Origin of the sequence: Maribellus sediminis (genome assembly GCF_011799805.1) — a bacterium.
Classification (GTDB): domain Bacteria; phylum Bacteroidota; class Bacteroidia; order Bacteroidales; family Prolixibacteraceae; genus Draconibacterium; species Draconibacterium sediminis_A.
This window is the reverse complement of the sequence record NZ_WXUB01000002.1, coordinates 999,442-1,011,989: the sequence shown is the minus strand read 5'-3', so window position 1 is coordinate 1,011,989 and position 12,548 is coordinate 999,442. Positions and strand designations below refer to the sequence as shown.

At 43.7% G+C, this 12,548-nt stretch carries 9 protein-coding genes; 5 read left to right on the top strand and 4 right to left on the bottom strand.

The features are described from left to right. The first annotated feature begins 252 nt into the window (after nt 1-252). The 5 genes from HFD85_RS10430 (at nt 253) to HFD85_RS10410 (ending at nt 5,272) form a co-directional block, all read left to right on the top strand. Nucleotides 253-978: a FadR/GntR family transcriptional regulator gene (locus tag HFD85_RS10430; protein WP_167608737.1), complete on the top strand. Its 726-nt coding sequence runs from the start codon at nt 253-255 to the stop codon at nt 976-978. A gap of 9 nt (nt 979-987) precedes the next feature. Continuing rightward, nucleotides 988-2,415 carry a transglutaminase-like domain-containing protein gene (locus HFD85_RS10425; RefSeq protein WP_167608734.1) on the top strand — a complete coding sequence of 476 codons (1,428 nt, stop codon included), beginning with the start codon at nt 988-990 and terminating at the stop codon, nt 2,413-2,415. Nucleotides 2,416-2,429: 14 nt separating this feature from the next. Next, nucleotides 2,430-3,614: a C40 family peptidase gene (locus HFD85_RS10420; RefSeq protein WP_167608730.1), complete on the top strand. Its 1,185-nt coding sequence runs from the start codon at nt 2,430-2,432 to the stop codon at nt 3,612-3,614. A gap of 14 nt (nt 3,615-3,628) precedes the next feature. Continuing rightward, nucleotides 3,629-4,645, top strand: a complete 1,017-nt coding sequence (locus HFD85_RS10415; RefSeq protein ID WP_167608727.1) for a dipeptide epimerase — start codon at nt 3,629-3,631, stop codon at nt 4,643-4,645. 78 nt (nt 4,646-4,723) lie between these two features. Continuing rightward, entirely contained in the window at nt 4,724-5,272 is a 549-nt protein-coding gene (locus tag HFD85_RS10410) for a methyltransferase family protein (protein WP_167608724.1), read from the top strand. 50 nt (nt 5,273-5,322) lie between these two features. Here the strand turns inward: HFD85_RS10410 and HFD85_RS10405 are convergent, their stop codons facing one another. Genes HFD85_RS10405 through HFD85_RS10390 form a run of 4 tightly spaced genes read right to left on the bottom strand, consistent with a single transcriptional unit; the run spans nt 5,323 to nt 12,537 of the window. Next, complete coding sequence (locus HFD85_RS10405; protein ID WP_167608721.1) at nt 5,323-7,836, bottom strand: Ig-like domain-containing protein; 2,514 nt, start codon at nt 7,834-7,836, stop codon at nt 5,323-5,325. Between the two features lie 20 nt (nt 7,837-7,856). After that, nucleotides 7,857-8,798: a TolB family protein gene (locus tag HFD85_RS10400; RefSeq protein ID WP_167608718.1), complete on the bottom strand. Its 942-nt coding sequence runs from the start codon at nt 8,796-8,798 to the stop codon at nt 7,857-7,859. Beyond that, nucleotides 8,795-9,688 carry a hypothetical protein gene (locus HFD85_RS10395; protein WP_167608715.1) on the bottom strand — a complete coding sequence of 298 codons (894 nt, stop codon included), beginning with the start codon at nt 9,686-9,688 and terminating at the stop codon, nt 8,795-8,797. The genes HFD85_RS10400 and HFD85_RS10395 overlap by 4 nt, the downstream gene beginning before the upstream one ends. Nucleotides 9,689-9,741: 53 nt before the next feature. Continuing rightward, nucleotides 9,742-12,537, bottom strand: a complete 2,796-nt coding sequence (locus HFD85_RS10390; protein WP_167608712.1) for a family 10 glycosylhydrolase — start codon at nt 12,535-12,537, stop codon at nt 9,742-9,744. Nucleotides 12,538-12,548 lie beyond the last annotated feature (11 nt).

Below are 12,548 nucleotides of genomic sequence, written 5' to 3'. Positions count from 1 at the left end.
CAAATCGTGCAGGCATTTAACAGTGAAAATGCAATTTCAGGCTTAATAAACGTTTCGATAATTTTAGTAAAATTGAACTCCTAATCAAAAATGTCGTTTCAATTACTATTGAACTTTTTAAATTTTTGCCCATATTGATAAATTATTGATATTGGAAGGAAGCCTCAGATAGATAAAATGTATATTTGTCTGACATACTATAAATATAACTAAATCATACTTACAATTTGGATTGAAATTGGGGATAGAATTATGGATGAAATCTTTGAAAAAATTGGCAGCAAATTAACCTTAAGTCAGAAAATCGAACGAAGAATTGAGGCTGCCATCCGCGAGAAGAAACTTCCCGTGGGATCGAAACTACCGACTGAAAGAGAATTGTGCGAAGCATTTGGCGTTAGTCGAACGGCTCTACGCGAAGCATTGCGTCGGTTGAGTGCGAGAGGACTGATTGAAATAACCAAGGGGAGTGGAATGACGGTTACCGGTTTTAAGATTGGCGATGCCATTAAAACCATGAACCTGTATTACGATATGCAACTGGATCAGAACCTGATCCCTCAGATTATTGAAGTGCGTCGTTTATTCGAACCTGAAATAGCAGGACTGGCTGCCCGTCAGCGAAATCAAAACGACCTTTCAGACATTCAGAATAACATTGAACTTTTTAAGGCCTGCGATCCCGACAACACACAGCTGGAAGCCGACCTCGATAATAAGTTCCATCTTTTAATCGCTCGGGCTACGCATAATCCAATCGTTCAGATTACTATGGAGCCGATTTACAGCTTGTTACCAAGGATGCGCAATTTTATTTATGCAAATGTGGAAGGCGAAAAGGATTTCACACTTGACATCCACCTCAAAGTATTTGATGCCATCAATAAGCAAAATGGCGAGGCAGCATCAGGATTTATGCGCGAACACCTGGAACGTACTTCTGAAATTTATAAACGTTATCTGCATAATTCATTATAATTTTTCTTTGTGTTCCGACCATTTCTCAATGTATTGCTTTTCATTGCGCTGGCAGCGTGCCGGCAAAAATCCGGATATGATTTGAATGAATTGATTCAAAAAGGTGAATTTGGGCAAGCAGAGTTTGTGCTCTCTCAAAAAATTGGTGAATCACGCAACGATTCGCTTCTTCAGGAAAAGTACATTGTGGAGTTGGAAACGCTCAGAAGAATACGAAAAGAGTTTCGGTATAAACGGGCTGACGTTAAAAAGCAATTTGAGAAGTATTATCCTGATCTGAAGGATGAAGACCTGGATAAATGGGAAAATTCCGGTGAGCTTGAAATGAAGGTAATCGATGGCGAAAAACGCTATTTTTCCAGAGCCGTCGGTAATTTTTTCAGGATAAATCCTGAAGCTAAAAAGTTAAAGGCAAGTATCGATGGAGAATCTTACAGCGGAGTAGAAGCTTTTCAACAGCAAGTAATTCCAACTTATTTTGAAGAAGGAATTGCCGGCAGAGAACCTTTCAGCCAGCAAAGCTTGAAAATAACCTACAGTGTTAAAGTGGACGTCAACGCAGTTCCTGCAGGAGAAACTCTTCGTTGCTGGTTGCCTTATCCTAAAATGGGTATTGCGCGTTCTTCAAAAGTCGAGTTGCTGCAAATTGATGGCGATGCGATGAATATTGCACCAACAACGGTTGATCAGCGATCGGTTTATTTGGAGAAAAAAGCTGTAAAAGACGAAACAACTGTGTTTCAAGTTGCATATACGGTGCAAACTGCAGCGCAGTGGTTCGATGTAAAACCGGAGGAAACAAAACCTTACGATGTAGAATCGACACTCTATAAAAAATACACTTCTGAACAACTTCCGCACATTGTATTCAACGATGATATAAAAGCATTGGCTCAGCAAATTGTGGGCGCCGAAACCAATCCGGTAAGCCAGGTTAAGTTGTTGTATTACTGGCTCAACGATAACATTCCGTGGGCCGGAGCTCTCGAATATTCGGTAATGGAATGCATTCCTGAATACGTTCTGGAACATCATCGGGGCGATTGCGGCATGCAGACTTTTTTGTTTCTGAGTATGGCACGGAGTCTTGGAATTCCGTGCAAATGGCAAAGTGGCTGGTACCTTTTACCGCAGGAAAAGAACCTGCACGATTGGGCCGAAGTATATTACGAAGGTATTGGCTGGGTACCGGTTGATCCATCGTTCAAACTGATCGATTCGGACGATATCCGGGTTCGTGAATTTTATTTAAACGGAATGGATCCCTATCGTTTGATCATTAACGATGATGTAGCAGCTGAATTCATGCCCAAAAAGAAATATTACCGAAGTGAACCTTACGATTTTCAACGGGGAGAACTTGAATGGAAAGGTGGCAACCTGTATTTCGATGCCTGGTCGTATCATTTGGACGTGGAATATTTAACTGATCATTAGGAGTCAACTCAATCATGAAGAATTACTTTAAAATCTTGTTTATTGCTTTTGGCGTTTTATTGTTTGCATGCCAGCAACAAACGCCCAAAGTCACAACTCAACAGATACAGGAGATTCAAAAAGAAATAATTCCCGACACTCGTCTGGAATACTTCGATGTAACAGTTAACAACGACGAAAGAATTTTACACGGAGCAACGGTTTCGGAACCGGCTTTTAAGAAGCTTCAGGAACTGGCAAAGGAAAACGATTACGATTTCCAGGTCGAATTGCTTCCCGAAGCAGTGTTTAAGGAAAATCCATGGGGAATAGTTACGCTTTCGGTATGTAACATGCGGGCAAAACCGGATCATGCAGCAGAACTGTTAACGCAGGCTTTGTTTGGCACCCCTGTAAAAATTTACAGGAAAAAAGGTGGTTGGTACCTTGTACAAACACCCGATCGCTATTTTGGCTGGGTCGATGGAGCAGGTATTTCTGCAAAGACGAATGCCGAAATGCTTGAATGGAAGAAGTTGCCAAAAGTGATTTATGCCGAGGTTAGCGGCTTTGCCTATTCCGAACCAAAACAAAATTCCGGTGTGGAATCGGACCTGGTTTTAGGAAATTTGCTCAGTGTTGAGAATGAGGATAAGGAATATTACAAAATACTTTACCCCGATGGTCGCGAGGCTTTTGTGAAGAAAAATGAATGTGTTTCAACCGATCAGTGGAACAGTAAATCTTTCACAATAGAAGATCTTTTAAAAACCGCTTTCCGGTTTAAAGGCGTGCCATATCTATGGGGTGGAACTTCGCCTAAAATGATGGACTGTAGCGGTTTTACGAAAACTGCCTATTATTTTAACGGTTTGCTTCTGCAGCGTGATGCTTCGCAGCAAACGTTGTATGGCGAGGAAATCAGCGTGGAAAATGGCTATGAAAATCTTGAAGCCGGCGATCTCGTATTCTTTGGCAGAAAAGCAACTGAAGATCGTCCTGAAAGAGTAACTCACGTTGGGCTTTGCATCGGCGATCAGAAGTTTATTCACGAATCGGGAAAGGTGCGTGTTAACAGCCTCGATGCCACAAGTGAAGATTATACCGAACATTACGAAAAAGGCTACGTTCGCGCCCGCCGTGTAATGAATAATGTGGACGATAAGGGGATTGAGTGGATTGTGGATAATGCTTTTTATAAAATGGTCCTTCCCGAATAATAAAAACTCTAAGAATGATCCGACTACGTTACGAACCCTACGAACTAAAGCTAAAACACGCATTTAATCTTGCAACCAGTTCGCGAACATCAACCCCGGTTATGCTGGTTGAACTCGAATATGAGGGAGTTGTTGGTTATGGAGAAGCTTCGATGCCACCTTACCTGGGCGAATCGCATGAAACTGTTTCACGGTTTTTACAGAAGGTTGATCTATCTGGTTTTTCCGATCCGCTGAAAATGGATGACATGCTTGATTACGTGGATTCCATTGCTCCGGGAAACAGTGCTGCAAAGGCTTCGGTGGACATTGCTTTGCACGATCTGGTAGGGAAACTTCAGGGAAAATCGTGGCATCAGATATGGGGACTGGATGCCAAAAAAACACCTTTCACAACCTACACCATCGGGATTGATACACGGGAAATGATCATTCAGAAAACAAAAGAAGCCGCTGAGTTTAAGTTTCTGAAAATAAAACTGGGACGCGATAACGATCGCGAGATCATTGAAACAATTCGTTCGGTTACTGACGTACCGCTTTGTGTGGATGCTAACCAGGGTTGGACCGATAAACAACAGGCGCTGGATATGATCTTCTGGCTAAAAGAAAAGGGGATTGTGTTTATTGAACAACCGATGCCAAAGGAACAGCTGGATGACATGGCCTGGCTGACGGCTCACAGTCCGCTGCCAACTATTGCCGATGAGGCATTTCAACGCTTGTATGATATCTCAGGGTTGAAAGATGTTTATTCCGGCATCAATATTAAACTGATGAAAAGTACAGGTATGCGCGAAGCGAAACTGATGGTGGATGCAGCCCGCTCGCTTGATATGAAAGTGATGTTGGGATGTATGACCGAAACTTCATGTGCGGTTTCTGCGGCGGCTCAGCTTTCCCCGCTTGTTGATTGGGCCGATCTGGATGGTGCCTTGTTGATCAGCAACGATATTTTTGAAGGCATGAAAGTGATCGATGGCAAAGTAACTTTGAATGATCTGCCCGGGATTGGGGTTAGAAAATTGTAATTTCAGAATAGTATATTTCTTATTGGCCGGATAATTGCGTAATTTGATTAAAACCGAATGTTTCTGTCTTTTTAATCAATGAAATACCTACTCGCATTTATCTTAGTCAGCCTACCCGTTTTACTTATTTCATGGAAATCGTTGAAGGCAAAAGGCAGTCATGGTTTTTATCGCTTTTTTAGCTGGGAAGCTATCCTTGTATTGTTGATCTTCAAGATTGAATTCTGGTTTAAAGATCCCTTCTCCTGGAACCAGATCATTTCCTGGATTCTATTGTTCAGTTCCTTGTATTTTGTGCTTGCAGGTACAGTTATGCTTAAAAAGAAAGGGCAGCAAAAGAAGGAAAGGCGAGAAGAAAATCTGTATGCTTTTGAACGAACATCGAAACTTGTAACAACAGGAATTTACAAATACATTCGTCATCCTTTGTATGCATCGCTTTTGTTACTGGCCTGGGGCGCATATTTAAAGCAACCCGACTGGATTTTGATTCACATTACCATTTTTGCCAGTTCATTTTTATACCTCACTGCGCGTGCCGATGAAAAGGAGTGTATTGCTTATTTTGGAGCGGAGTATGAGGATTATATGAAGGTGACCAAACGGTTTATTCCGTTTTTGTTTTGAAAGAAAGCACCCGTTCAATCTGCTAAATTGAACAGGTGCTGGTTATGAATTTATTTGACAACGTTCAGTTTTTTAGTTGAAATTCCTTTTGTCGTTTCAATTTTAACAAGGTATAAGCCCGGTTCGATCTCATTCAGTTTAATTTCAACCTCGCGTGAATCAGGTTGAAGTTGTTTTGTAAGCTGCCCCGATAAATTGTAGAAAGAAACACTTCTGATGTTCTCCTTTGTTTCAATTCTGACTTTACTCCGGGCAGGGTTTGGAAACATGCTGATCATTTCATCATCAGCAACGAGTTCCACGTCGGTAGGTGGTGTGTAAGCCGAACGCGTTACAAAACGCAGGTCGTCGAACCAAAGCGTTCCCTGCGCAACAGCGCCATCGGCATAACGCAGGTGGATACCGTCAACGAGGAAATTATCGCCGTTCAGCACACCGTCGCCATTAACCCAGGCATAAACCGGATCATCGCTTAAATTCCACGAAACAAGTTTCCAGCCTTTCCAGTCGAGCGTGTACCACTGGCTGGCTTCGTATTTCGAATCGCCATCTTTGATCATAAAACGAAACTGGTTGCCGGAACCATCACCCATCACAAACATTTGCAGTACGTCGTCGATGCCAAATCGGTTGTTATTCTGATCTGCAGTTGATGGAAGGTATTCGCGGATATACTGGCCTGAGGCTTCAACATCCCAGCCGTAGTTCAGCTTCATACTTCCGGTACTGCCAACCGAAAGAACGGTTTCTTCTGTATCGGCACCCGAACTGGTTACTTCGGTAATAATTCCCGAGGTAGAACCTGATGCCTGTGGCTGCCACCAGCCGGTAACGCCTGCGTTAAAATCGTCGATTATGGTCTTGGCTGTAATTTCTTCCTCCTTAACTGTGAAAGTAAAACTGAAAGCTTCAGTTGCATTTCCGTTCACATCTTTAAGCCCCGCTTTAATACTTACCCGGTAAGTTTCGCGGTTTACCAGATCCTGCGTTGTAAAAAAGTGCAAAACACTTTGACCGTTCACCACAACATGTCCAACTTTCCCGTAAGCATATCTGCCATCGGAAATACGTTGTACCGAAACGATGTTCGAAGCTACACTTTCATCGGCAATTTCTTCGTCGTAAACCATCCTGATCACCGGCCTTATTTCAGCAGAGGCTGTAGTATCATTTGGCCAGTATGTGAGTAGCTGCGGTGCGGTAATGTCTTCGGTGGAAGTTGTTATGTCGAATTGATAAGCTCCACCTTCCACGCCATCGTTATCGCCATCCAGAAACTGACCGGTAACGTCGTTCTTGGCAGTGCTGTCGGCAATCGTAAAGGTGTAGTTGGCGTTGAACGCCAGGCTATCCGTGTTGATCATGATAGTGGCATCATCTTTCCAATTAAAACTGATTGGTACTTCAGGCGAAACCGAAATGGCCTGTTCCACCGATTCTTTATTCATGGTACGGTTAAAGGTGATCGAAATCGGATCCATTCCCGGAATTACTCTCCCCAGACCGTTTTCAGCCGTTACACTTTCAACCAGGGGTGGTTTATTGCTGGTTAAACTCACATCCAGAAAACTCAGGTTGTCCTTTGTCCATCCGGCTGAATCGGTAGCCAGGGTCAGGCTCACCGTTTTGGGTAGATAATCCTCAGAACTGAAAATCACTTCCACTTCTGCTCCCGGAGTGAGGTTGTCAATCCAGTAAAAACCATTTCGAAGTTGACCGTCTTTTGTGGAATAATTTTTAAACAACGACTGGTAAGTGTCAGTAGTATCGTGTTTTTCGCCAATGGTTACCACTACTCCGTTAACAGGCAACCCATTGTCTTCATCGGTAATAATTCCGGTTACGACACCTATTGCCGGTGGCTCAATGCCTTTGTATTTCAGAAAAGAACGAAAAGCCGACATAGCTTCCAGTTTTTTCCACTTCGCATTCATATTGCGTTGTTGTTGAGTCGGATTGGTGTGGAATCCTCCTTCACTAAGCAGCGAAGCCATGTTTGTAGTACGGTTCACATGAAGGTAGGGCCACTGATTATCGTGGTGGTAAATTTCACCCTGGTAATAAACACGGTCGGCATAATTGCCACGGTTGGCGATACGCATTGCTCCGGAAAGGTCTACATTCAGGAGATCGCCAAAAGCTTTACCGCCAACCGGACTTTTTTCAACTGTAGAACCGTTCTTTCTCCAGCCGCCATACATGGTGAGGGTGCTGTTTGCCGTAGAACCCCCCGCATCGCTGTGGATGGAATAGTAGAAATCGACACCCAGCGAATTGGCAAGGTCGGTACGTTCAGAAAGCGAAATCTGGTCAGCATCGGTCAGGCGGCTCAAGTGAACAGCCTCAATGTCGGTTTGGCTTTCAAAAAGATCTTTTAACTCGTGGGCAACACGTAAAACTTTTTCAGCTTCAGAATAGTTATACAGCCCCATATTCTCTTTTTGCGCATGGCCGGGATCGAGAAAAATTTTGTAATCGGCCAATCCACTTACCTGGGCAAATGAGTTGTTAACGAAGAACAACAATCCAATGAAAAATATAGTAGGTAAAAATCTTACATTCATAACAATTTCATTTAGTGGGTTTATTTAAGAGGCATCAGGTAAATGGCGCCGTCTTTCACATTTTCGAAAACCAGTTTTGCTCCGTCGGGCGAAACCGAAGGATTAAGCGCAATGTAATCGGCGTCGCTTAGCAAAGGGAATTCCGAACCTGATTCGGTATCAATCAGCATCAGTTCTGCGGCGGTGATCGCCACACCGTTATCAGCTACTTTTGTAGTAACGATGTAACGGTTGTCGGGCATCCAGCTTGCTTGCTCACTGTGTCCAAGCGACTTTAATTCAGTGCCGTCAGCGTTACAGGCAAACAATCCAAGCCCGTTAACCTGAAAAACCATCTTTTGTCCGTTGGGCGAGGTCTTTACGTTGAAAATGTACCGGTCTTTGAACTGATCGAATTCAATGGTTTCAGAGCCGGCTGTAGTTTTAAGTGCATTTCCCAGGGCCATGGCTTTTGGTGTATCTTTTGATGCCGATTTAACCTGAGTTTTTCCGCTGTTGCGTGTTTCAACGGCGTTATTCATAAGAAAAGCGATTGACGCATCGTGGTTGCTCCAGACCGGCAGACTCTGCAACTTTCGGGTATTTTCAACAATGATTCTGTCTTCACCGCTCTCAATATCATAGGCTTTTACCTGGTGAAACCGTTGGTCATCCACTTGTACGACGGGGCGTGCCAAAATCGATTTTGAATCAGCCGACCAGCTAAACCCGAAACCGGCTTCGTTGTCGTCGGTTATTTGTGTTAGTTTGTTCCCTTTGGCATTACTGATCCAGATTCCCTGATTCTTTTCAGCGGTAAAAGCAATCTTTGTTCCGTCGGGAGACCACTGTGGTCGCATGAAAAACTGGTTTTCTCCACTGATGATTTTTCGGGGAGTGGTGCCTTGCACCGGCTGGGCGTTCGACAAATCGATCATTGCCGCAAACAGGCCCAGAAAGAGCATCATTTTTTTCATTTTCATTCGTCTACGTGTTTTATTTTTATTGAATACATTTCTCCATCAGGAGTCTGGAAGTACACTTTATTGTCGGCTTTGCTGAATTTTGGTGACAAAGGCTTTATACCGGCCAGTTCTATAACTTCCGATTTTCCGGTTTGGATGTCCACAACCTTTAACGCTGATTGCTGAATATTTAGTCCGTCATCTTTGGTCGTTACGCCAACAATAAGCTCGTCATCGATCCAGATTGGTGCTTCCAGCTTTTCAGGGCCGAACACGACCTTTTTATTCAGATCGCAAACAAAAGCTCCTTTTCCGTAAGCCACGCCGCAAATCTTTGTTTGGTCGGGCGATAGGCCGGGAGAGAGGTAATACCTCGAATCCAACGGATCAATTTCCTGAGCACCGTTTTCAGTGGATAAAATGAGCTTTCCGTTTTTCAAACTTACTGCCGGAAGTTGCGTTGCTCCTGCTGCCAATGCATTCCAGTCGAGTCGTAGCATTTCAGCTTTTTTCGAGTCCCAGAAACGATACCACCATAACCACTTTTGCGAAGACTTAAATTCATCCTGAGTTATGCTTTGCGTTTCGCGGTTTTTCAGGTCATAAACCATAAGGTTTTGGTCAGCGAGAAAGAACACGCGCTGTTCGTTAGCCGAAAAAGCTATTGAATTTAGCTGTGCTTCTTCAGGCAGTATTTCCAGGGAATTATCTCTTAAACTCAAGGTTTTTGTCTTGTTGTCGAGGAGCGAGGTAAATGCAATGTAGTTACCTGCTGAGCTGATTTTGAACGCTTTGATCCGCTCGTTATTTGGCAACTTGATCTTTTCTGCTACACCTGTTTCGGTTTGCGCTTTCGAAAGCAACGAAAAGCAAAGGAACAGGGATAAAATTGAAATCTTTATTTGCATAATATCTGGTTTAAATTTCTTCTTTTCAAGACAAAAACAATTCCAAACAATAGCTATTTAACCAATTTCAAAGTTTTGAATCCGTAATCGGTTCTTAGCGATAAGAGGTATACTTTGCTCGAAAGTCCTGAAGCCGGAATGCTGAAATGGTGCACACCCGCGGGTAACTTCGTTTCAGCCAGATCCATTACCAGTCTTCCGGTTGTATCGTATAATTTTAGCTGAATGAACGATTTACGTGGAAGGTTTACTACTACCGGAGCATTTTGTTCACTTAGCAAAGTGGCACAGTTCAGCGACAAGCCATTTTCTTCCTGATCGATCGCTGATGTGAGTATAACATTGAAGGAACGGGTTTCCGACCACTCGGTATTTGTGCCGTTATACGAAGCTCTGGCACGAACATAGTAAGTTCCTGAGGTGAGTCCGGTGTACAGGCCTTCATATTCAAAGGTATTCAAGGTTAACACCTTTCTGTCAGTCCACGGGAAAGTGCTCGATTTCGATAACTCGAGTCTGAAACTATAAGCTCTGGCATCGTCCTGAATTTTTACAGAAACCTCTTGGGCACTGATATTTTCGTCTTCAGTTGGTGAAAGTATTACCGGAATGTCAGGGGCTTCTTCAATGGTTGAAAAAGCAACTGCATCCGACCACGCCGACGTCATGTTGTTATTGTATGCTATTACACGAACAAAATACGATCCGTAGGCGTGTAAAGAATTTTCAGCCGCCTGCCAACTTTGTCCCGCCACTCCTGTTGTGTCAACTACCAGTGTCGAAAAATCATTTTGATAAGAGATTTGTACCCGGTATAAAAATCCTTCGCCAAAATCGGTCCAGGTGATCGTTGGTGTGAGACTCATATTTTCTTCGCCGTTAATTGGACTTGTAATCTCCGGACTGGGTTCTGCGATCAGCAGAAATGATTCAGTTGCAGAAACCGTATCGTGAACACCTGCCATTCGCGTTGAAACACGCCAGAAATACATTGAATCTTCTGCCATTGAAATATTCGCTGCGTCAAATTCGGTGGCAGTTAGCGAGCGCTTATAAACAGTATTGTTAAAAGTAGAATCAGATGCTACTTCAAAAATGTAGGAGTCGGCATTTTCAACAGAATCCCAGCTGAAAACAAATGGTTTGAATACTTCTTCTCCAGCTGTTGGAAAGAGCAGGTTTGCAGCCTGATTTTCGCCTGAAATCGGATTCATTAACCCGGCTGGAAATTCGTTACCAAACCTGTCGAGAACCGAAACCGCGAATGTGTGTGTTGAGATCAGGGCTGAATCTTCGGCGAGATCGAATTGTTTCGAGTAAGAAATGCCCAGAATATGTTCTCCGGTACTGAAATTACCGGAGGCTCCGGCTTGTTCTTGCGGTATAGCATAAACCACAAAACGCACATTGTCTTCCTCCGAATCCCATTTTACACTATTTCCCTCTAAACGGATATTTTCGGGAATGCTTCTTGTTTCAGCCGGTTTCCAGTTGATGGCAGGTGCCAGCGCCGGGTATTTGAATACCTCCTGTTTCAGGTAGTTCACAAAGCCCTGGGTGGTAAAGTTTTTTGTTCGGTACATTACACTGCCCGGAGCGCCGTTTTTGTCTGACTTGCGGTTTACAGCTACCTGTTTACCAATTTCTGTAGGGTGTTGCGAAGTTGCTGATTTTAAGTTGTCGTTATACACACCAAGGTACTCCAGCATTGATAAACCATTTAATTCAACGGACAGATCGTTTGTTCCTGCCGATTTTTCGGTGCTGGCGTAACTGGTAGGAGTGAGGTCGTATAAATTGTTGCTTGAATAAAAGTGACGGTAAAAACGGTTTGCGATATCCGACCACCATGGACCAAGTACATCGTAGTCCTGTCCGCTGCTTGTAGTTGGCCAGTAAAGCTGTGGTGAAATATAATCCACGGTGCCTTCTTTTAACCACGCCACCGGGTCGCAATATATTTCCTGGTACATGTTCGAGCCGGAAATTCCTGCCGGTAATTCAATCCCTTCTTTTTCGGCTACATTGTTATCGGTTGTCCAGATTCCGAAAGGAGATAGCCCGAAGGTTACCCATGGTTTTAGTTCCTGGATTTTAGCGTACACATCAGCCACCATGCGATTTACGTTATCGCGGCGCCAGTCGTGCAGGTTTATATCGGCCGGTTTAAAGTTTTGCTGTGCGTAGGCATCCAGGTTATTTGGAGTGCCGCCGTATGCGTAAAAATAATCGTCGAAAGTAATGCCGTCAACATCGTAGTTGGTAACAATTTCGGTTACTACATCCACAATTCGTTGGCGAACCTCAGGATTTCCCGGATCAATAATGGAAATGTTTTTTGTGCCGTCCTTTTTGTCGGGATATTCCAGTACCCATTCCGGGTGGCTTTCCCTGTAGTCTCCGGCTTTCCCTTCATATTTACCTACAAAAGATTCAAAGCGGTACGGATTCAGCCAGGCATGCAATTCGATACCTCGTTTATGACATTCGCTGATTGCAAATTCAAGCGGATCATATCCGGGATCCAGGCCACGGGTTGTTACCAGGTAGGCCGACCACGGCTCGTATGACGACTGATACATGGCATCGCATTCCGAACGCACCTGAAAGAACAAGGTGTTGATATTCGCTTTCTCAAGTTCATCTAAAAGATATATAAACTGATCCTTTTGCAGGTTGATGTAGTAGCTGCTTCCTGTTGAAGGAATGGTTGCCGATGGCCAGTCCAGTCCCCAAATGGTTGCCATCCATGCGGCACGCATTTCGTGTTTTGGCAGTTCCTGCGCTTTTAGGTTCGAAGCCCCAAAAAGTAGGGTAAAAAGTAAAATAAAAGTGTTTAATCTTTTCATGGAAGTGTTTC

Excerpts from the sequence above, each read along its gene's own strand:
- HFD85_RS10430 (WP_167608737.1), top strand. The coding sequence starts at position 253 with ATGGATGAAATCTTTGAAAAAATTGGCAGCAAATTAACCTTAAGTCAG.
- HFD85_RS10420 (WP_167608730.1), top strand. The coding sequence starts at position 2,430 with ATGAAGAATTACTTTAAAATCTTGTTTATTGCTTTTGGCGTTTTATTG.
- HFD85_RS10415 (WP_167608727.1), top strand. The coding sequence starts at position 3,629 with ATGATCCGACTACGTTACGAACCCTACGAACTAAAGCTAAAACACGCA.
- HFD85_RS10410 (WP_167608724.1), top strand. The coding sequence starts at position 4,724 with ATGAAATACCTACTCGCATTTATCTTAGTCAGCCTACCCGTTTTACTT.
- HFD85_RS10405 (WP_167608721.1), bottom strand. The coding sequence starts at position 7,836 with ATGAATGTAAGATTTTTACCTACTATATTTTTCATTGGATTGTTGTTC.
- HFD85_RS10400 (WP_167608718.1), bottom strand. The coding sequence starts at position 8,798 with ATGAAAATGAAAAAAATGATGCTCTTTCTGGGCCTGTTTGCGGCAATG.
- HFD85_RS10395 (WP_167608715.1), bottom strand. The coding sequence starts at position 9,688 with ATGCAAATAAAGATTTCAATTTTATCCCTGTTCCTTTGCTTTTCGTTG.
- HFD85_RS10390 (WP_167608712.1), bottom strand. The coding sequence starts at position 12,537 with ATGAAAAGATTAAACACTTTTATTTTACTTTTTACCCTACTTTTTGGG.